This window comes from Rhizobium sp. CB3090 (genome assembly GCF_029714285.1).
In the GTDB taxonomy this organism is placed as follows: domain Bacteria; phylum Pseudomonadota; class Alphaproteobacteria; order Rhizobiales; family Rhizobiaceae; genus Rhizobium.
In genome coordinates this window covers 1,087,059-1,105,909 of the sequence record NZ_CP121663.1, presented here as the reverse complement: position 1 = coordinate 1,105,909, position 18,851 = coordinate 1,087,059, and the positions used below count along the sequence as shown (strand labels likewise).

19 protein-coding genes are annotated in these 18,851 nt (G+C 60.5%); 8 read left to right on the top strand and 11 right to left on the bottom strand.

Annotated features, from left to right (window positions below):
- Window positions 1–33: 33 nt before the first annotated feature.
- The 8 genes from QA646_RS23830 to QA646_RS23795 form a co-directional block, all read right to left on the bottom strand.
- Window positions 34–906, bottom strand: a complete 873-nt coding sequence (locus QA646_RS23830; protein ID WP_283059210.1) for a LysR family transcriptional regulator — start codon at window positions 904–906, stop codon at window positions 34–36.
- Window positions 907–954: 48 nt separating this feature from the next.
- Window positions 955–2,922 carry a hydantoinase B/oxoprolinase family protein gene (locus QA646_RS23825; RefSeq protein WP_283059209.1) on the bottom strand — a complete coding sequence of 656 codons (1,968 nt, stop codon included), beginning with the start codon at window positions 2,920–2,922 and terminating at the stop codon, window positions 955–957.
- A gap of 1 nt (window position 2,923) precedes the next feature.
- Complete coding sequence (locus QA646_RS23820; protein WP_283059208.1) at window positions 2,924–4,969, bottom strand: hydantoinase/oxoprolinase family protein; 2,046 nt, start codon at window positions 4,967–4,969, stop codon at window positions 2,924–2,926.
- A gap of 89 nt (window positions 4,970–5,058) precedes the next feature.
- A complete protein-coding gene (locus QA646_RS23815) occupies window positions 5,059–5,523 on the bottom strand; it encodes a GNAT family N-acetyltransferase (RefSeq protein ID WP_283059207.1) in 465 nt (154 codons plus the stop codon).
- A complete protein-coding gene (locus QA646_RS23810) occupies window positions 5,520–5,876 on the bottom strand; it encodes a cupin domain-containing protein (RefSeq protein WP_283059206.1) in 357 nt (118 codons plus the stop codon). Before QA646_RS23810 ends, QA646_RS23815 begins: the two co-directional genes overlap by 4 nt.
- Window positions 5,877–5,898: 22 nt before the next feature.
- Window positions 5,899–6,822, bottom strand: a complete 924-nt coding sequence (locus tag QA646_RS23805; RefSeq protein ID WP_283059205.1) for a glyoxylate/hydroxypyruvate reductase A — start codon at window positions 6,820–6,822, stop codon at window positions 5,899–5,901.
- Between the two features lie 120 nt (window positions 6,823–6,942).
- A complete protein-coding gene (gene argE / locus QA646_RS23800; RefSeq protein WP_283060549.1) occupies window positions 6,943–8,067 on the bottom strand; it encodes an acetylornithine deacetylase in 1,125 nt (374 codons plus the stop codon).
- An 8-nt stretch (window positions 8,068–8,075) separates the two neighbouring features.
- A complete protein-coding gene (locus tag QA646_RS23795; RefSeq protein ID WP_283059204.1) occupies window positions 8,076–9,404 on the bottom strand; it encodes an FAD-binding oxidoreductase in 1,329 nt (442 codons plus the stop codon).
- Window positions 9,405–9,674: 270 nt separating this feature from the next.
- Here QA646_RS23795 and QA646_RS23790 point away from each other — a divergent pair, with 270 nt between their 5' ends.
- The 3 genes from QA646_RS23790 (at window position 9,675) to QA646_RS23780 (ending at window position 11,786) form a co-directional block, all read left to right on the top strand.
- The gene (locus QA646_RS23790) at window positions 9,675–10,574 is read left to right on the top strand and encodes a GNAT family N-acetyltransferase (protein WP_283059203.1); all 900 of its coding nucleotides are present in this window, start codon (window positions 9,675–9,677) and stop codon (window positions 10,572–10,574) included.
- Window positions 10,575–10,660: 86 nt separating this feature from the next.
- Entirely contained in the window at window positions 10,661–11,215 is a 555-nt protein-coding gene (locus QA646_RS23785) for a DUF4334 domain-containing protein (RefSeq protein WP_283059202.1), read from the top strand.
- Window positions 11,216–11,447: 232 nt separating this feature from the next.
- A complete protein-coding gene (locus tag QA646_RS23780) occupies window positions 11,448–11,786 on the top strand; it encodes a hypothetical protein (protein WP_283059201.1) in 339 nt (112 codons plus the stop codon).
- 68 nt (window positions 11,787–11,854) lie between these two features.
- Here the strand turns inward: QA646_RS23780 and QA646_RS23775 are convergent, their stop codons facing one another.
- Both QA646_RS23775 and QA646_RS23770 read right to left on the bottom strand, forming a co-directional pair.
- Complete coding sequence (locus QA646_RS23775; RefSeq protein WP_283059200.1) at window positions 11,855–12,136, bottom strand: hypothetical protein; 282 nt, start codon at window positions 12,134–12,136, stop codon at window positions 11,855–11,857.
- 146 nt (window positions 12,137–12,282) lie between these two features.
- Window positions 12,283–13,305, bottom strand: coding sequence for an LLM class flavin-dependent oxidoreductase (locus QA646_RS23770; protein WP_283059199.1), 1,023 nt, complete (start codon window positions 13,303–13,305; stop codon window positions 12,283–12,285).
- 232 nt (window positions 13,306–13,537) lie between these two features.
- Here QA646_RS23770 and QA646_RS23765 point away from each other — a divergent pair, with 232 nt between their 5' ends.
- The gene (locus QA646_RS23765) at window positions 13,538–13,813 is read left to right on the top strand and encodes a hypothetical protein (RefSeq protein WP_283059198.1); all 276 of its coding nucleotides are present in this window, start codon (window positions 13,538–13,540) and stop codon (window positions 13,811–13,813) included.
- A gap of 208 nt (window positions 13,814–14,021) precedes the next feature.
- On the top strand, window positions 14,022–15,854 hold the full coding sequence (locus tag QA646_RS23760) for a methyl-accepting chemotaxis protein (protein ID WP_283059197.1): 1,833 nt from the start codon (window positions 14,022–14,024) through the stop codon (window positions 15,852–15,854).
- Between the two features lie 38 nt (window positions 15,855–15,892).
- Here the strand turns inward: QA646_RS23760 and QA646_RS23755 are convergent, their stop codons facing one another.
- Window positions 15,893–16,558: an alpha/beta family hydrolase gene (locus QA646_RS23755; RefSeq protein ID WP_283059196.1), complete on the bottom strand. Its 666-nt coding sequence runs from the start codon at window positions 16,556–16,558 to the stop codon at window positions 15,893–15,895.
- 177 nt (window positions 16,559–16,735) lie between these two features.
- Between QA646_RS23755 and QA646_RS23750 the strand changes: the two genes are divergently transcribed.
- From QA646_RS23750 to QA646_RS23740, 3 genes are read left to right on the top strand one after another with little or no spacing between them, the layout of a single operon-like run.
- Entirely contained in the window at window positions 16,736–17,050 is a 315-nt protein-coding gene (locus QA646_RS23750) for a DUF2282 domain-containing protein (protein ID WP_104826442.1), read from the top strand.
- 33 nt (window positions 17,051–17,083) lie between these two features.
- Complete coding sequence (locus tag QA646_RS23745) at window positions 17,084–18,010, top strand: DUF692 domain-containing protein (protein ID WP_283059195.1); 927 nt, start codon at window positions 17,084–17,086, stop codon at window positions 18,008–18,010.
- Window positions 17,997–18,812, top strand: coding sequence for a DNA-binding domain-containing protein (locus QA646_RS23740; RefSeq protein ID WP_283059194.1), 816 nt, complete (start codon window positions 17,997–17,999; stop codon window positions 18,810–18,812). Before QA646_RS23745 ends, QA646_RS23740 begins: the two co-directional genes overlap by 14 nt.
- Window positions 18,813–18,851 lie beyond the last annotated feature (39 nt).

The window sequence follows — 18,851 nt, the reverse complement described above, 5'->3', positions numbered from 1 at the left end:
TGCCCCCGGTGTTTCAGCGCAAGATTCGGCGCCTCAGAGAACATCACGCAACGTCGCGAGAAACGGCCGCACAAATCGGGAGGCGGGGCGAGCGTCGTTGGTGGCTGCTACCATCTGCATAGCGATGTGCGGTTCGAACGGGCGGGCAACCAGGCCCTCGAAGCCGTGCCAGGCAACAAGCCCGTCGACCAGGGCGATGCCGAGGCCCTCACGCACCAACGGTACCGCGCCGACGGAGGAGGCAATCTGAATGGCAACCTCGCGCTGACGGCCGCAGCTTGCGAAAGCCGCGTCCATTGCAGCACCTATTTCCGCATGGGCGCCGTAGGAGATCAGCGGCATACCGTCGAGATCCGAAGGGCCGATCCTTTCCTTTGACGCCAGAGGATCATCGGCCCGCATCACCGCCACGATGGGAACATCGCTGAGGATTTCGCTACGAACGGTCGGGGCTTCGATCACCGACAAGGTGATGGAGAGGTCGATGTCGCCGAGAAGCAGAGCCTCGGCGATCTCGCGTTTCGGCAGCGCATGGAGATGAACCTTCACTTCCGGATGCTTCGCGCGAAAGTGCAAGAGCGCCTTCGGAAGCACCGAATAGGTGACTGCCAGGCTGATACCGAGCCGCAACAGTCCGATCTTCTGCGCGCCGATATCCCGCGCCAGCGATTTCAGCGCTTCGATTTCGCGAAATACCCGGTCGGCATCCGCAAACAGCAGATTTGCCTCCATGGTCGGTACGAGCCGTCCGCCGATGCGATCGAACAGCGGATAGCCGAGCTGACTTTCCAGATGGTGGAGAAACTTGCTGGCCGCCGGCTGCGAGATCCCGAGCGAATTCGCTGCAGCGGTCAGCGTGCCGTCGCGCATGATCGCCCGGAAGATTTCTAGCTGGCGTGCATTCATGAGGTCCGCCTTCAGGTTATGGAAGTCATAACCATTCGGCTCTGACTGTCAAACGCCGTAGCGTTCGCGTATGTCGGCGAAGATGGCGCGCATTTGCTCGGCCATGCCACCGTCCGACCTGTTTGAGTGGGACGCGACCGCATCGAAGATCCTGTGCTTCAGAAAGAAACGCCAGCCGACCGGCACGCCGGCAAGGAAGGCCGTCAGCAGATCGTAGCGGCCCTCCGTCCACACCGATTCGAAGGCGATCCGCTCAGCGGCATAGGTGATGGGATCGGTCTTTGGTGATCGCTCGACCCGCAAGGCCGCCGTCGTTTCGTGGTCCACCACGCCATCCGACATCGCCACGCCATAGTCGCGTCGTGCGCTTTCCATCGAGACAGCGCCGCACCGTATATCTCGGATGACGGTTTCGACCGGCCGCTCGAAAGGATTGCCGTAGCCGCCGGCTCCAGGGCCAATGACGCGGATCACATCGCCGGGACTGCAGTGCACGATATCCGTATTCCCAAGCGAAATTTCGTCCTCTCTACCGGGATTGCGGATGAAGCGCGAAATCGTGCCGGCATGGCCGCCTGCGAGCCCCCAGGAGGGCATGACCGAGCGATTGCGGTTGCGGGCCGTCACCACGGTCTCCGGCGCCGAGACCTGGAACTCCATCACTGCCGACAAGCCGCCGCGATAACGACCCGGCGCGCCGGTATCGGCCTCCAATCCGTAACGCAGAAAACGGATCGGCACTTCCGCCTCGCTGATCTCGATCGGCGTGTTGCGCAGGAAACCCGTGGCGCCGCCGGCACCGTCGCTTCCATCGCCCATCGGCGTTCCTCCGCCGCCGCCGCCGACAGGGCCGATCGAGGCCATGACCGGCCGGCCGTTCCTATCGCTGGTCTTGATGTTCATGATGGCATTGCCGCCGGGAGATGCAGCCGGCATCAACTCCGGAAGCGCCTTCGCAAAGGCGCCAACCGTTACGATCTGGGTCATGGCGCAGGTCAGCGAGCGCATGCCGACAGCGGCGGGACGTTGACAATTGACGATACTCCCTTCGGGAAGCACCGCGCGCGCCGGCCGCAGCGTTCCGGCATTGAGCAGCAGGGAATTGTCGAGCGTGTACAAGACATAGGTCAAGCCCACCATCACCAGCGGATGGCGTTCGCGCCCGCCGGTCGGCATGTTGAGAGACGACCCCAATTGCGGATCGCTGCCGGTATAGTCGAGTTCGATCTCGTCGCCGCGGATGCGCAGCGTCAGCGCCACACGGCAGGGCTTGCCGCCGACGGAATCCTCATCGGCGTAGTCCGCGAAGAAATAGTCGCCATCCGGTATGCGCCTGAGAATGGCGCGCGTCTGTTCCTCGGCATAATCGAGGATCTGGCCGACACCATTGATGAAATCCTCAAAGCCGAAGCGCGCAATGATCTCCTTCAACTTGCGCTCGCCGATATTGACAGAGGCGATCTGGGCGTTGAGATCGCCGATGTTCTGATCCGGCAGGCGGACATTGGCGCGGATCGTGCGCAGCACGAAATCGTTCAGCACGCCGTTCGCGACGAGCTTGACCGGCGGAATACGCAGACCTTCCTGCTCGATTTCGGTGAGCGAGCGCGACAGCGAGGCGGGCACGGCGCCGCCCACATCGGTATTGTGGATATGGCCGACTACGAAACAGGCAATCTCATCGCCATGGAATACCGGTTTCCAGATATGGATATCGGGAGAATGGGTCGCGACGAAGCCGCTATAGGGATCGTTGGTGATGCAGATGTCGCCTTCGGCATAGTCGTCGAACATGTCGAGGAGCGGGCGGTAGTCGATGCCGCTATACCAGGGGGCTCCGAATTGTCGCGGGCTTGCGAAGGCAAGCCCTTCACGCGTCACCACCTGGCAGGAAAAGTCCTCCGTTTCCTTGACGAAGGCGGAATGCGCCGTGCGCATCAGCGTGAAGGCCATGGCATCGGCGGCGGCTGCACAGAAGTTGGCGAGCACTTTCAGATTTCTGCGATCGATCGCCATGTCAGGCCTCCATGCGGGTGATGACGAGATTGCCGAACCTGTCGACATCGACGGCGAAATCCGGCGGTACCACTGTGGTCGTATCGTCCTGGGCAACAATCGCCGGGCCCGTCAGCCGATGTCCCGCCCGCAAATCGCTGCGGTGATAGACCGCAGTCGTGGCTAGGCGTCCGTCGAACCAGGCTTCGACCGAAAAGCGCGGCTGGGCAGGTTCGTATGCCGGGCTGAGTTCGGAAAGATACGGTTTCGGCGTCGCACCCGATATGGTCAGGCGAAGATTAATCATCTGCACCGGCGAATCCGATGCGGCATGGCCGAAAAGCCGCTCATGTTCGGCGTGGAAGGCATTGACGATGGCATCGGCATCGATCTCTTCGAGCCAATCGCCCTGAAGTGCGACTTCGATCTCGTAAGATTGGCCCAGATAGCGCATATCGGCAAAGGCCTGGATGGAGGCAGACCCGGTGAAGCCCTGTTTTTGCCGTAGCCAATGCTCGGCTTCGGCTTTCAGTTCCCGGTATGGCGCGGCAACATTTGCCATCGCCTCCGGTGTCACGTCGCAATAGACGGTACGGATGAAGTCGTTCTTCAGATCGGCGATCAGGCCCCCGAGCGCCGAGACGACGCCGGGAGTGGGCGGCACTACGACACCTTTCATGTCCAGTTCGCGGGCCAGGAAGCAGGCCAGCATGGCGCCGGCGCCGCCGAAGGCGAAAAGATGAAACTCCCGCGGGTCTATCCCGAAGCGGGAAACCAGGCCGCTGACCTCGGCATACATGCCCGAGACCGAGATGTTGAGGATGTCGTTTGCCGTCGCTTCGATCGTGCTGCCAAGCGCAGATGCAAGCGGAGCAATCGCCGCACGTGCCGCGGCACGATCGACTTCGACGGCGCCATAACCGAGCGGCATGTGGCCGATGAGATTGCAGGCTGCGACCGCGTCGGTGACCGTCGGCTTCATGCCGCCGCGCCCGTAGCAGGCAGGACCCGGCGTCGAACCGGCGCTGTCCGGGCCAACCTGCAGCATGCCGAAGGCATCCACCCAGGCTATGGAACCGCCGCCCTGTCCGACGGAGCTCACCGATACCGAAGGAATGTGAATCTGGAAGTCGCCGATCAGCTCGCCGACACCATATTGCGGCAGACCGTCGACAATGACGGCGACATCAGCGCTGGTGCCGCCGATATCGAGGCTCAGGATGCGGTCGAAACCGTTGGCCTTGGCGAGATAGCCGGCTCCGATCACCCCGGAGGCCGTGCCGGAAAGAATCATCTGCACGCAATCGTTTCTCGCCTGGTCGATGCCCATCACGCCGCCATTGCTCTTCGTGATCAGCAGAGGGCAGGCGAGCCCTTCCTGTCTGAGCACGCTTTCGAAGCGGTCGAGATAGCGGGAGACGCGCGGCTGCACATAGCCGCTGATGACGGCCGTGATGGTGCGCTCATATTCGCGGATGATCGGCCAGGTCTGCGCGGAGGAGAAGACCGGCAGGCCGGGAGCTAACCTTTCGATCATCGCCTTGACGGCAAGTTCGTTGGCCGGATTGCGATAGGCGTTGAGGAAGGCGATGACGATACCCTTGCAACCGGCCCGTTCGGCGGCACGGACGGCCTTCTCGACATCATCCTCGCGCGGAGTGCCCAGTATGTCGCCCGTAGCAGCGGTTCGCTCGTCGATGCCGAACACGCGGTCGCGTCCAATCAGCGGCTCCGGGCGCACCGAATAGAGATTGTGGATCTGCGGGATTTTCAGGCGCGCGATCTGCAGCACGTCCTCAAAATTCCGTGTGGTGAACAGCGCGAGCTCATGGCCGTTGCGTTGGATGACCGTGTTGACGCCGACCGTCGTGCCATGGGTGAAATAATCGACCTCTGCAGGATCGAGCCCGTCGCGGGTCTTGAGCGTCGAAAGACCCGCTGTGATTTCCGCTCCCGGCTCATCCGGCCGGGAGAAGACCTTGAGGGTGGAGATGCGGCCGCTGGCCTCATCAAACACCGCAAAATCGGTGAAGGATCCGCCGACGTCGACCCCGATGCGATAGCCCATGTGCTGTTTTCCTCGTGCTGGTGCGTGCACAATGGCGGGGGAACGCCACGGTCGCCAGTAACAAGAGCAGCGCAATCCATAACCGGTGGTTATGGATTTTTGGCGGATTTCCGGATGGTCATGTAGTAATCCGGATGCGGGACCGGCGTGAAGCCGGCTCTTGCGTAGACCGCATGAGCATCGCGCGTCGCCAGCATCCAGGTGCTCACTGTTTTCAGCTCGGGATGGGCGCGGATCGCCGTCGCAAGAAATGTCGCCAGGCCCCGACCCCGATGCTCCGGCAAAGTGAAGACATCGCGAAGATAGGCAAAGACGGCTAGATCCGTGACGACGCGTGCAAAAGTGGCCAAATCGCCATTTGTCGCATAGATCGCGACCGGCAGCGAACCGGCGAGCGCCCGTTCGAGCAGAGCGCGATCAAGGCCGCGTGCCCAATAGGATTCTTCCGCGAGATAGCGATGGATCCGATCGACATCGAGCCGACCGCGATCGGTGCTCAGCGTATAGCCCTCATGTTGGGCCTCGAAGACGGGCAGGTCGATGAGGCTTGTCATGGGCTGACGGTCACATAGATCTTGCGGACGGTCTCGATCGTCCGCCAAACACCTTTGAATCCCGGTTTCATGACGAAGCTGTCGCCGGCGCGATAGGTGACGGGTGTGCCACCCTCTTCAGTCAGTTCAATGACGCCCTGAAGGATGTGGCAGAATTCGAACGTCTCGCCCTTGATCGAACGGCTTTCGCCCGGGGTCGCCTCCCACACGCCGGTGTTGATCATCCCGTCTCGCGCGCTGTCCTGGGCCCAGGTCTTGAAGGACGGATCTCCGGAGATCAGACGGTCCGGCATCGCCTTGGAGTGTTTCGGCTCGAATGCCGGCTTCGGGTCGATGGTTTTCAACAGAGACATAGGGTTCCTTTCCTCATGATGGTCAGTAGCCGCGGCTGCGGTCGACAAGGCCGATCGGGGCAAGCCCCGCCTGGTGGCGGCGGATATTGGCGATGACGGCGTTTGCAGCCGTCTCGGGCTGCGTGATGCTGGCAATATGCGGCGTCAGCACGATCTTGGGATGGCGCCAGAGCACATGTTCGGTCGGTAGCGGCTCCGGTTCGGTGACGTCGAGGATGGCGCCGCCCATATGCCCGCTGTCGAGAGCTTCGATGAGAGCCTCCGCGTCGAGCTGCTGACCGCGGCCGGCATGTACAAGGCAGGCTCCTTGCGGCAGAGCCTTGAAGAGATCGGCATTGAGGATACCCCGTGTCTCGGGCGTCAGCGGCAAGAGGCAGACGAGGATATCGACGCCTGCCAAAAACTCCAGCAACTGATCCGTTCCGCTATAGCAAGCGACGCCCTCGATGCTGCGAGGCGAGCGACTCCACCCGCGAAGCGGAAAGCCGAAGGGGCGGAGCCGCTCGATAACGGCAAGGCCTAGATTGCCGAGGCCGAGTATGCCGATACGCCGGTCGGCGGCTTGGCGAACCGGGCGGGCGGCCCATTGGCCTGCCCTTTGCTGCTCGATATAGCCGGGCAGATCGCGATGCAGCGCCAGAACGCCGAGCGTCACATATTCCTGCATCATCCTGATAATCCCGTCCTCGACCATGCGGACCAGTTTGACCTTCTCAGGCAGCGCGGCAAGCGAGAACTGGTCGACGCCTGCGCCGATCGAAAACAGGATTTCGAGATTGCGATAGCGGTCGAGATCGGCCGGCGCCGTCCAGGTCAGCAGATATTTGACCGCTGCGGGATCGACGCTAGTCGAATCCGTGACGAAGGGGAGGGAAGGCAGCTCGCGCGCGAAAGCCGCGGCAAAGATTCTCGCCCGCTCGGCATCGGAATTGAATAGAAAAGCCATAGATTCCTCGCGCTTAATTCAAAACATCCTGCTGAGATTTCCACGGCAGGACGGATTGAAATGACGTCTGTCGACCGCATATCGATCCATTTTTGCGTTTGGACACGCTTTTCCTCGCCATTATTGGGCAAGACGATCTCCCAGCGCTTCAATCATCCTGACACAAGCGAACAATTCGCCATCCTCGATAAATTCGTTGGCTTTGTGAGCCCTCCCGATATCACCCGGACCGCAGATGATCGCCTCCATTCCAGCCGCCTGATAAAGGCCTGCTTCCGTGCCGTAGCTGACGGCGGCGAGCGGTGTTTGCTCCGTCAGTTCCTCCATCAGTAGGGCAAGCGGCGCTTCGGCGGCAAGGGAAAGCGCAGGATAGCTACTCATGATCTCCCAATGCGTCGCAAAGCCCCGTGCCTTCAAGGCAGCTAACCGGCTCTCGATCTCGGTAAGCAACGCGGTGGGATCGACGCCGGCAATTGCGCGGGCCTCCAGCTCGGCCGTACACTCCTCAGGAATGATATTGACGGCCTGCCCGCCATGGATGGTACCGATCTGCAGCGAGGAATAGGGCGGCTGGAAATTGTTGTCGAACGGTCCTTCGGTCAGACGCTTGGCGGTCATGACTGCTTCACCGAGAATATCCGCCATTGCATGGATGGCATTTAGGCCGAGATCCGGCCGCGACGAATGGCCGGCTCGTCCACGGAGCATGACCCTTGCCGCCGCTTTGCCCTTGTGGGCGCGGACAGCACGCATGCCGCTCGGCTCGCCGATGATGCATCCCTCCGGCTTCGCGCAGAGATCGGGAAGCCGTGCGATGAGATACGGAACCCCGCGGCAGCCGGCTTCCTCGTCATAGGAAAAAGCAAGATGCAAGGGTCGGGCGAGTGGGCGTGCGGCAATGGCCGGCAGCGCAGCAAGCGCGCAGGCGAGAAAGCCCTTCATGTCGCTCGTGCCGCGGCCGGCGAGCTGCGTGCCGTTGCGTTGCAAGCGAAAGGGGTCGCTTGTCCATCCGGGTTCGATAGCTGCGACCACGTCCATGTGCCCTGAAAGCAGATAGCCGGGCTGGTCGGCCGGGCCGACGGTCGCAAACAGGTTGGACCGGTCTCCTTCGGGTCCGGCAAGGACGGTCACCTTTGCGCCGATCCGCTCCAGATAATCGGCGATCCAGCCGACGATCTCATGGTTTGGCGTACCGACCACGGAGGGAAATCCGACCAGCTTTTCGAGGATCTGTTCCGCTGTCATCGCAATCATCACAGCATCCCCGGCTTTCCGAGATCGGTACCGTCGATCATGCGCTCATACCGATAGGGCGCGGGATCGACGCAGGGCTTTTCACCGCGAATGAGATCGGCGGCCAGCATACCGGCGGCGGGGCCGATCCCGAAGCCGTGACCGCTGAAGCCCGAGGACACGAATAGGCCAGGCCGCGAAGCGATCGAAGAGATCACCGGTATGGCATCCGGGGTGGAATCCACCATGCCGCCCCAGCACTCGGCGGGGCGGATACCTGCAAGCTCGGGATAGGTCGTTACAAGCCGGGCAATGCCGCGCTTGACAAGATGAACATCCGGCAGCGGATCGAGCGTGCGGAGGCGCTCGAAGGGAGAAATGCCGTCTGCTTTCCAGCGGGCGATGGCTTCCGGCCCATCGATAAATTGACGGCCGAGGGCAAAGGTCAGGCCCTTCCGCCTCGTCTGAAACGTGCGCCAGAAATCGCGTGCTTGCAGCAGGCCGTAAGGCGTGATCTGCAACTGACCGAGACCGCTCAAGCCAACGGTATAGCCGCCATCCAGCCGGCGCCGGATCGTCACGTCCTCCATCGCGATCCCGCCGTCGGTCACAACCGGCGCAGCAACGGTATAAAACGACGTAGATTTGACGCATGCCTGCAGGAAGCGAATTCCGTGATGCCTGAGGAACATGCCGCTCCAGGCGCCGCCGGCAACCAGAACGGCCGAGGCGCGGATTGCACCCTTTTCCGTGACGACGCCGCTGATCCGCCCCGCTTCCGTTTCAAGTTCACGGGCGGCACAATTCTGGACTATGACGGCGCCAAGCCGCTGAGAGCCGCGCGCCAATGCCGGCACGGCAAGCTCAGGCTCGGCGCGTCCATCGGTCGGGGAATGGACGCCGCCGTTCCAATGACGGCTGTTGCCGGGAAGCATCGTGGCACATTCGGCTCCCGTCAGCATTCGCGTGTCGACGCCGAATTGCTTGCCGACGTGGCTCCAGCGCTCCCAGGCGTTCAGGTCGGTCTTGCGCGTCGTGGCATAGACAAGGCCGCTGCGGCGAAAGCCGGTTTCTTCGCCGAGCTCCGCATTGAGATTATCCCATCTGTGCAGGGCAAGCTGTGCGAGTGGCAGTTCCCTTGGATCACGGTTCTGCTGGCGACACCAACCCCAGTTGCGGCTCGATTGTTCGCCGGCGATCACGCCTTTCTCGATGAGGACGACGGAGGTTCCGCGCCGGGCGAGTTCATAAGCGGCTGCGACACCGGCCATGCCGCCGCCAAGGATGACAACATCGGCGGATTTCGGGACATCCTGGTTGCTGGTGACGCGACCGACGGGAGGGGACATCGATGGACCTCTGGAGGTGTGGAGGGAAGCTACCCGGAAGCGGAAAGCTTCATTCAGAATAAGCCGCGGCCTGTCCCCTGCCTGCCGAAAGCCCGGCGGCTTTGGTGGAATCTTTCGAATTCGCGGGGATCTCAAGCGTATTCTGTTGCGCAATCACCGCTACAACCAAAGCGGGGTGGTCGGCTGCCGGAAACGTGAAAGCCCATCCCGTACGATAGGCCAAGCGTTCCGGCTGGTTCGGGAACGCGCATGTGGGGAGGCGAGACAGTCATGGCAAAATCCAGTTCGATCCAGCTGGATTCCTTCGAACTGACCCTCAGCGAGATGGAAAGTGCCGATCTCGACGCTCTGCATGCACTTTCCCTATCGGTCGGCTGGCCGCATCGCGCCGAGGATTGGCAGATCGTTCGCGAGATGGGTCGTGGCGTCGTGGCACGCGATGCGATAGGCCGCGTGCTCGGCTCCGCCATGTGGTTCGATTTTGCTCCCGATTTCACCACCATCGGCATGGTCATCACCTCTCCAAGATTGCAGATGCTGGGGACCGGCCGCTGGATGATGGAGCATGTACTTGCGCAAACCGGTTCCCGCGCTCTCGGCCTCAACGCCACGCGCGCGGCCAAGCGGCTTTATCAATCACTTGGTTTCCGCGCGGAAAAGCTCGACTATCAGTGCAACGGCGAAGCGGTTTCTCCGCTCGAGGTATCACTGCCGCCGCGCACCCGGCTGCGGGCGCTCGATCCGGCCGATCTTGCGGAAATTGCGGCGCTGGATATGCTTGCTTATGGCGCAGATCGCATGCCTGTGCTTGCCCGCCTCCTAAATGTCTCGAAAGGTCTGGGGCTCATACGAGACGGCCGCATCGCCGCATATTCGCTTTGCCGCCGCTTCGGGCGCGGTCATGTGATCGGCCCGGTCGTCGCAACGAGCGACGAAGATGCAATTGCCGTCATTCGGCCGCATGTCGCCGACCATGCCGGCAGCTTCCTGCGGATCGATACCCGCCAGCAGGCCGGCGCCTTTCCGCAATTCCTGGCTCAATCGGGCCTGCCCGTCTACGATACGGTGACGAGCATGTCGCTGAGACGCGCTTGGCTACAGGACGACAACGCTCAGCAAGGTGGCGGAAGGCCGATTGTTTATGGTTTGGCGAGTCAGGCTTTGGGGTAGCGTCTCCAAGACGTATCGAAGAACCAGCATTCGGCCGCTTTTCGATGCGATGATTCGGAGCTTGATTCGATCATGAAGTTTCCGAGTTGAGCGACGTGGAAAACACCGCCAAGCAAATTCCGAGCAGTTTCCGATCGCAGGCCGAAGCCTTTGACTACTTCGACAGCCTAAGCGTGACACCGGTCACCGAACTAGCCGGTTTGTGGCAAGGTCATGGAGTGGCCTGCGGGCATCCGCTGGACGGCGTTTTGGAAAATCTCGGATGGTATGGCAAGCGCTTCACGACTGATCTTAGAGCCGATGCTCTGCTGTTTGCGGTAGGACCTCATCGGCTCGTGGCCATTGACCCAGGAATGATCCCTCTGAGGCTGGCTCTGCGCTTTCATCGCTTTGGACGGACGCATGCAGCACGCAACTTATTTTCTTACCTACGGAGAATGTGTCGGGCAAAGGGGCCGGTCGCCTCTCTCAGGACCATGTCCTTCAGGGGCAAAACGAGCGCGGCAATGGTCTATGACAGGCAGCCGATTACCGACCATTTCCGCAGAATTGACGATGACCGGCTTCTCGGCGTCATGGCTGTCGAAGGAGACAGCCGGCATTATTTTTTCGTTCTGACGCGTACAAAGAACGAGTCTTAAGACGCAAGGCGCCGCCTCACCTGGCAACATACGACTGTTCTCCGCAAATGCCTGCGCTATTTAACTTTATTAACGGCATAGAACGTCGCTTCTCTCGGTCCAGCTTGGCACCGGATGAAGGGGCTGGTATGCCCCGCGAATCAGAGTGGTTACATGAATAGCTTGTTCGGGTGGCATTCAGGTAAGTGCTTTATGATCCCGCCCATATCGCCGACATAGGAGGAAGCGAAAGATGTTTGGACGTATCACAGGAATTTCTTGCATTGGGTTGGTCGCAATGGCCGCAGTGCAATTGCTGCCTTCGGTCGCCATGGCGCAATATTACGACGACGATAACGGCCCCCCGCCGCGGTGGGATCGCCGCCAAGATCAGGACTGGGGTCGCCCGCGGGGGGACTGGGATAGCGGCTGCAGCCGGCGCGAGCTTATGCGATCCGCCCGTGAAGAGGGTTTCCGACGCATCGATTCCATCCAGATGAACGGACGGCGTATTATCGTCCGCGGCTGGAACGACGGCGGGCCCGACCGCATGGCCTTCGCCAACCGACCCGGTTGCCCGGCTCTGTACTAGCAGGCGATGATATATCATCGCGAGCCGATAATGAGGCCCGGCAGGGAATGCCGGGCCTTAATCATGAGTTAGTCGCAACGCCGGATCGTCTTTGTTATCCGGTCGCCATCTTCATTCATGCGGGTGATGGTCTTGGTATAGCACCGGTCGCGGTCGTAATAGCGATCGCGATGAAGCCTGCCGACCGAAATGCCGCGATCGCTAATGATCACGCCAGCTCGATCGCGGTGGTGATAGTAGCCGTCATCGTACGAGGGGCCGCCAATGACGAGGTCGTCCGCGAATGCGGGCACAGCAACGGAACCCATGACGAGAGCCGCCATTGCGCATGCTATGATTGTATTTCGCATGTGTCTATCCTCCTTAATTGCATATTTAAGCAACGATTGAGGAGAGACATGGTTCCCATATAGGGCTTCAGTCGAACGTCGCGTTAAAGAGCGTGGCAAGCCGCCCAAGTATCAATTGCCGAAAACTGATACCTTCCCGAGCGGCTTCAGCGCCAGCCGAGGGCAGGCGCGACGTGAGTCAGGATAGCTTCGATGACATGGGCGTTATAGTCCACGCCGAGCTGGTTGGGAACGGTTAGGAGCAGCGTATCGGCCTCGGCAATGGCCTCGTCCTTTGCCAACTGCTCGATGAGTACATCCGGCTCTGCAGCGTAGCTGCGACCGAAGATCGCCCGGGTCTTCTCGTCGATGAAGCCGATCTTGTCTTCATTCTGATTGCCGTATCCGAAATAGGCGCGGTCGCGATCGTCCACCAGTGCAAAAATGCTGCGGCTGACCGACACCCGCGGCTCGCGCTTATGGCCGGCGGCCTTCCATGCCTCGCGAAACACTCTGATCTGGTCGGCCTGTTGGACATGGAACGGAAGCCCGGTTTCGTCATCCTTCAGCGTGGAGCTCTGCAGATTCATCCCGAGCTTTGCCGCCCATGTCGCGGTGGCATTCGAGCTGGCGCCCCACCAGATCCGGTCGCGCAGACCTTCCGAATGCGGCTCGATACGCAGGAGGCCGGGCGGGTTTGGGAACATTGGTCGCGGATTGGGCTGCGCAAAGCCTTCGCCGCGCAACACGTCGAGCAGGACTTCGGCGTGGCGCCGGGCCATCTGAGAATCCGTCTCGCCTTCGGCCGGCGCGTAACCGAAGTGGCGCCATCCATCGATGACCTGCTCGGGGGAGCCGCGGCTGATGCCGAGCTGCAGGCGTCCGCCGGCGATGATGTCGGCGGCACCGGCATCCTCGGCCATATAGAGCGGGTTCTCGTAGCGCATGTCGATGACCGCCGTCCCGATCTCGATACGGCTGGTCTTCGCGCCAACGGCCGCCAGCAGCGGGAACGGCGAACCAAGCTGGCGGGCGAAATGATGCACGCGAAAATACGCTCCGTCTGCGCCCAGTTCCTCGGCCGCGACGGCGAGGTCGATAGATTGCAAAAGAGCGTCGGACGCCGATCGCGTCTGCGATTGGGACGAGGGCGTCCAGTGCCCGAACGATAGGAAGCCGATTTTCTTCATCGTCGTGTAGCCTCAAAGGTATGGCGTGCGCAGCTTACCTATTGGCACAATTCCGGCTCGACATACAGCGTCGATGCTGACGCGACGAAAACGAGCATGCTGTGAGGGTAATAGGATGGAGTTTAGGCCATGCCTCCATCCTGTGAGCGGCAAAGGAGATCGAGGGGAACAATCGCGTCGATCGGCTGTTCTGCGGTCGTCTGCAGCAAAGGATTGAACACGGGAGTCAGCTATGCGGCGCATTATCCTTCTCGCGGCCATCGGCCTGATTACCTGCTCATGCGATCAGACGAGCACCCACACAGGCAGCTTTTCGCTACAGCCAATTCCGGGAAGCATCACCTACGGGGGGCAGCCGACGATGAAGCTCATGAAGTCTCCGATTGGAAGCCAGGTCCCCCACCATTTCACCGACCGGTGGGGAGATGATGTTTTCGAAACCTATATTATCCAACCGGATCGCAGCCTCAGATTGGTTGATCGCAGAATCATCGAGCAACCGTTTTAGGATCGTATCTCCCATGAATTTCCTGTCGGTGATCCCGCGTTCTGGATGATTTATACTTGAAGTTATGCTAATTCTTTAAATTATTTGGCGATAGTGACAGTATTAACGTTTCTACTATAAGTAGAATACAGAACAAAATCGGCGAATGAGAAATAATTAAGCATTGTTTGTATATCCTCGTGTTCGGTCTTTACCGCGAGGGGCACTTATGGCGTCAATTCAGCATAAAATTATCATTGCAAGCGTCGCAATTTTCGCGTTGGCAGGCGGTGCGACGAGCGTTGGTATATGGTCGACATCCACCCTGTCCGGAAACAATGCAGAAGTTGCCCGTTCCGCCCAAGTGCTTCGCAATCACATGCAGGCCGATATGATGCATGACGCGCTTCGCGCGGACGTGCTTGCATCTCTTCTGGCGGCGAACCCGGCCGCAGGCATGGCCGCTGACGCTGTGAAGGCGGATTTGGCAGAACACGAAGCGTCGTTCCGGGAGATGATCGCGGCCAATAAAGCGCTAGCAACCGATGCGGCCACGCAGCGCGTGCTCGCCGGCGTAGAGTCGCCGCTTCTTACCTATATCGACAGCGCCACGAAGATGGTCGACCTTGCAGGCAAAGACCCGTCCGCCGCCATGAAATCTCTGCCCGAATTCATGAAACAGTTTTCTGCGTTGGAAACAGCGATGGAACAGGCCGGGGATCAGATTCACGCGGTCTCTGAAGACATCGCAAAACGCAGCGCCGACACACAGGCTCTTGTCACCACGCTTTTGAACGTGATCCTCGGGTTAACCGCGCTGTTCGCGGCCGGCCTGTACCTGCTGACCCGGATGACGGTCACGAAGCCGATGCTGGCACTCTCCAGCGATATGGAGAAACTTGCCGGTGGCGATACCAACATTACCTCTGCAGGGGCCGGTCGCTCGGATGAAATCGGAACCATGGCATCGGCGGTCGAAGTCTTCCGCCAGGCCGCAATTTCAAACAAGCAGCTCGAACAGAAGGCAGAGGCAGCGCGCTTGGAAGCCGAAGCCGACCGGATCGCGGCGCGAAAGCAGGCGGATGAGGACGCCGGTGCGCGCCTGCGCGCGGTCACATCGGACCTCGGTACCGGGTTGAAGAGGCTCGCCTCCGGCGATCTCGCCTTTCAGATCGATGTTCCCTTCTCGCCCGAATTCGAGAGCCTTCGACACGATTTCAATGCCTCGGTGAAACAACTCGGAGATACGCTCGGCGCAATATCGAGGGCGATTACGGCGATCGACGACGGCACCAGAGAGATCGCATCGGGCGCCAATGATCTTTCCAGACGAACCGAACAACAGGCGGCATCGCTTGAAGAGACGGCTGCGGCACTCGATCAGATTACGGTCAACGTGTCGAATTCGAACAAGCGCACCGACGATGCTCGTGCTGAGGCGACCAAAGCGAACCATAGCGCCGCAAAATCCGCCGAGGTGGTGTCGCATGCCGAGGAAGCGATGCGTCGTATCGAGGCCTCCGCAGAAGAGATTTCCAGCATTATCGGCGTCATCGACGAAATCGCCTTCCAGACCAACCTCCTGGCGCTGAACGCGGGCGTCGAAGCCGCGCGCGCCGGTGAAGCCGGCAAGGGTTTTGCCGTCGTCGCCCAGGAAGTGCGTGAACTCGCACAAAGATCGGCTCAGGCCGCCAAGGAAATCAAAGGACATATTCAGAAGTCTTCAGCCGAGGTCGAAAGCGGCGTAAAGCTGGTGCTTGATACGGGCCAGGCTCTGAAGACCATCAGCGGGCAAATTGCCGGCATCAGCCAACATATGGACGCAATCGCCATCTCCGCCAAGGAGCAGTCGACCGGGCTTGCCGAAGTGAACGTTGCCGTCAATTCCATGGACCAGACAACGCAGCAGAACGCGGCAATGGTCGAACAGTCCACGGCCGCATCCGCCAGCCTTGCTCAGGAAGCGGCCAAGCTTCGCGATCTCATCTCTCAGTTCAAGCTGCAGTCGGCTTCGATGCAACCCGTTGCTCAGCGCCGCATAAGGGGCGAGATGGCGGCATAGCCCGCTTATCGTGAAGGCGCAGCCGGCGCTGTAGAGGCTCAGCCGGCCGCTCGCCGATCTCCCAGGCGGGCACTCCATGCTCGCACCGTCTCAGCCATCGTCCTAAGGTGGTCGGCGGCCGTCAGGCCCGAAATTGCCTTGCGCGGTTTCAGGTCATGATCGCCATCTTCGAGCCAAACTATTTCGATGGCGTCCGACAGTGCATAGTGGGCCACTTCCTCCCGCATGCCGAATGGATCTCGCGTGCCCTGACAGATCAAGGTCGGAGTCTTCAATTCGGCGAGGTGCGCTGTGCGCAGATTTTCGGGTTTTTCCGGTGGATGAAAGGGGTAGCCCAGGCAGAGCAATCCGGCGATCTTGCCGGCTGCGTATAGGTCATCGGCAATCATGCTCGCCACCCGGCCGCCCATCGATTTGCCACCGATTACGAGCGCGCCGGCGGCATTGAGCTCGGCGACTGCCGCCAGATATTCGCCCTTCAGCGTTTCCGCCTTGGGCGCAGGTTTTCGCAAGCCGGAACTGCGCCGGCCGGCCATGTAAGCGAATTCAAAACGAGCAACACGAAAATTGCGTTCGGCCAAGACCCCAGCGGCAGCGTTCATCGAAGCGGAATCCATCGGTGCGCCCGCGCCATGCGCGAGGAGAATGGTGATCTCGGCGCTTTCCGGACCTTGAAGAAGAAACCTGCCATTTGCGATTGCCATACGGCTAGTCTTCGCTCTCCCTCTCCAGTTTGGCAATGACGCACTGGCAAAAATTCGGGGCAATGAATCCAATCACGCGTTCGTGACGATCTCGGCTGTAACGAATCTCCCTTCCCGAACGAATACCTGACGTGCCCCAAAGACAGGGGCGTCAACGAACCCAAATGGAGATAGTTCATGTTGAAAGCTACTGTGAGTTCTGTTCTGCTCGCCGGTGCGGTTACCACGGCGCTTGCGTCCATGGCCGCCGCCGCACCGCTGACGAAGGCTGAAGCCAGTGCTGCCATCGCCGCTCACAAGGAGAAGTGCTACGGTGTTGCTCTGAAGGGCCAAAACGATTGTGCCGCCGGCCCGGGAACCACCTGCCAAGGCACCTCGACCGTCGATTTCCAGGGCAACTCGTGGAAGTTTGTTCAGGGCGGCACCTGCGCCTCACTCGACATTCCCGGCGGCCGCCACGGTTCGCTGATGCCGCTCAAGCGCGATCTCTGATCGAAACATCTATCGGAAAGCGGAGAAGAGACGATGAACGCCCACAATCGAACCGTCGCTCCTGTCGTCGAAGCGGGTGCCAATCTCCGCTTTCCCTCCTATCCCGTTCACGGCTTGGCCGGGACGAGCTTCAAGCCGGAACATCTGTCCGCCATTCTTGCCGAAAAAGGACCGCAAGGCTTTTTCGAAATCCATGCCGAGAACTATATGGGTGCCGGTGGCCCTCCTCATCACGCGCTCGAACTTGTCCGCCGGGAGCACCCGATCTCGCTTCATGGTGTCTGCATGTCGCTCGGTGGTCCGCAGCCGCTGAACAAGGATCATCTCCGGCGGTTTCGCGAGCTGGTGATCAGATATGAGCCCGCCCTCGTGTCCGAACACCTAGCATGGTCGACCCATGAAAACGCCTATCTGAACGATCTGCTGCCCTTGCCTTACACAAGCGCTACGCTCACGCATGTCTGCGATCACATTGACGAAATGCAGACGGTGATCGGACGCCCCATTCTGCTGGAAAACCCATCGACCTACGTGCTGTTTTCCGAATCTTCGATGAGCGAAACGGATTTTATCGGCGAGATTGCAAGGCGGACCGGTTGCGGGCTTTTGCTAGACGTCAACAACGTCTTTGTTTCGGCCACCAACCACGGCTATTCGGCCCTGGACTATCTTGCCGATTTTCCCTTGCCGAAAGTCGGCGAAATCCACCTCGCGGGCCACGCGGAGCAGACGGATGACGAAGGCGAGCTGCTGCTGATCGACAGTCACGACGGACCTGTCGCGGACGCGGTCTGGCGTCTCTACGAGATCGTCATCGATCGATGCGGGCCAATTCCCTCGCTGGTGGAATGGGACAGCAAAATCCCCGATTGGCCGGTCTTGCGTGCCGAAGCGATTGCGGCGCAGGCGATCCTCGATCAGCAATCCCTGAGTTCAGGAAAATCCCATGCGGTCCGCTGAAGTCCTATCCATCCGGCACGGCCATCCGTCCTTCGCTTCGGCCTTTTCCAAGCCGCTGTTGGATCCTGAACAGCAAACGCCTGCTTCGGTGGTCGGCCCGCATGGGAAAGCCGCCGACAAGCGCTATAACGTCTACCGCAACAACGTCACCGTGAGTCTGATCGAGGCGCTGATTGCGATTTTTCCCGCGACCCAGCGCATAACGGGATCGGATTTCTTTCGTGCGATGGCGCGTTTCCACATTCGCGAGAAGCCGCCAACTTCGCCACTTCTGTTCGAATATGGCCGCGACTTCCCCGCTTTTGTCGATGCCTACGAATATGCACAGTCGATGCCTTGGCTGGGCGATGTCGCGCGCCTGGAGCGCGCCTGGTTGGACGCCTACCATGCTGCCGATTGCCCGGTCATCTCGGCGGATGATCTCGCGCGCGTTGCGCCGGAGGAGTTGCCCGCACTTCGATTTCGCGTCCATCCGGCCACAAGAATTCTCTCCTCCGAGTTCCCGGCCGTGACGATATTCGCCGCCAACCGGGGCTCCGAGCCAGTGCGACGCATCGAGCATATCGTTCCCGAGGATGCGTTGATCACGCGGCCGGAGCTTGAGGTCGTGGTCCGCCTGCTGCAGCCGGGCGGCGCGGCATTCCTCCTCTGCCTTGCCGATGGCGGCGCCCTCGGGGCGGCAGCGGCAGCGGCGCTGAACGTCAATCCTGCCTTCGATCTTGCCGGCATGGTCACGGAGATGATCGAAGCCGGGGCCTTTACTGAGATTTATGTGGAGAATTCCAATGTCGAAAACGCTTGACACGGCGGCTGTCCATAAGCCGTTCGCAACCATTGTTGC

Excerpts from the sequence above, each read along its gene's own strand:
- argE (WP_283060549.1), bottom strand. The coding sequence starts at position 8,067 with ATGACAGCGGAACAGATCCTCGAAAAGCTGGTCGGATTTCCCTCCGTG.
- QA646_RS23830 (WP_283059210.1), bottom strand. The coding sequence starts at position 906 with ATGAATGCACGCCAGCTAGAAATCTTCCGGGCGATCATGCGCGACGGC.
- QA646_RS23795 (WP_283059204.1), bottom strand. The coding sequence starts at position 9,404 with ATGTCCCCTCCCGTCGGTCGCGTCACCAGCAACCAGGATGTCCCGAAA.
- QA646_RS23750 (WP_104826442.1), top strand. The coding sequence starts at position 16,736 with ATGTTGAAAGCTACTGTGAGTTCTGTTCTGCTCGCCGGTGCGGTTACC.
- QA646_RS23810 (WP_283059206.1), bottom strand. The coding sequence starts at position 5,876 with ATGTCTCTGTTGAAAACCATCGACCCGAAGCCGGCATTCGAGCCGAAA.
- QA646_RS23765 (WP_283059198.1), top strand. The coding sequence starts at position 13,538 with ATGCGGCGCATTATCCTTCTCGCGGCCATCGGCCTGATTACCTGCTCA.
- QA646_RS23755 (WP_283059196.1), bottom strand. The coding sequence starts at position 16,558 with ATGGCAATCGCAAATGGCAGGTTTCTTCTTCAAGGTCCGGAAAGCGCC.
- QA646_RS23745 (WP_283059195.1), top strand. The coding sequence starts at position 17,084 with ATGAACGCCCACAATCGAACCGTCGCTCCTGTCGTCGAAGCGGGTGCC.
- QA646_RS23805 (WP_283059205.1), bottom strand. The coding sequence starts at position 6,822 with ATGGCTTTTCTATTCAATTCCGATGCCGAGCGGGCGAGAATCTTTGCC.
- QA646_RS23740 (WP_283059194.1), top strand. The coding sequence starts at position 17,997 with ATGCGGTCCGCTGAAGTCCTATCCATCCGGCACGGCCATCCGTCCTTC.
- QA646_RS23825 (WP_283059209.1), bottom strand. The coding sequence starts at position 2,922 with ATGGCGATCGATCGCAGAAATCTGAAAGTGCTCGCCAACTTCTGTGCA.
- QA646_RS23760 (WP_283059197.1), top strand. The coding sequence starts at position 14,022 with ATGGCGTCAATTCAGCATAAAATTATCATTGCAAGCGTCGCAATTTTC.
- QA646_RS23775 (WP_283059200.1), bottom strand. The coding sequence starts at position 12,136 with ATGCGAAATACAATCATAGCATGCGCAATGGCGGCTCTCGTCATGGGT.
- QA646_RS23780 (WP_283059201.1), top strand. The coding sequence starts at position 11,448 with ATGTTTGGACGTATCACAGGAATTTCTTGCATTGGGTTGGTCGCAATG.
- QA646_RS23815 (WP_283059207.1), bottom strand. The coding sequence starts at position 5,523 with ATGACAAGCCTCATCGACCTGCCCGTCTTCGAGGCCCAACATGAGGGC.
- QA646_RS23770 (WP_283059199.1), bottom strand. The coding sequence starts at position 13,305 with ATGAAGAAAATCGGCTTCCTATCGTTCGGGCACTGGACGCCCTCGTCC.
- QA646_RS23820 (WP_283059208.1), bottom strand. The coding sequence starts at position 4,969 with ATGGGCTATCGCATCGGGGTCGACGTCGGCGGATCCTTCACCGATTTT.
- QA646_RS23790 (WP_283059203.1), top strand. The coding sequence starts at position 9,675 with ATGGCAAAATCCAGTTCGATCCAGCTGGATTCCTTCGAACTGACCCTC.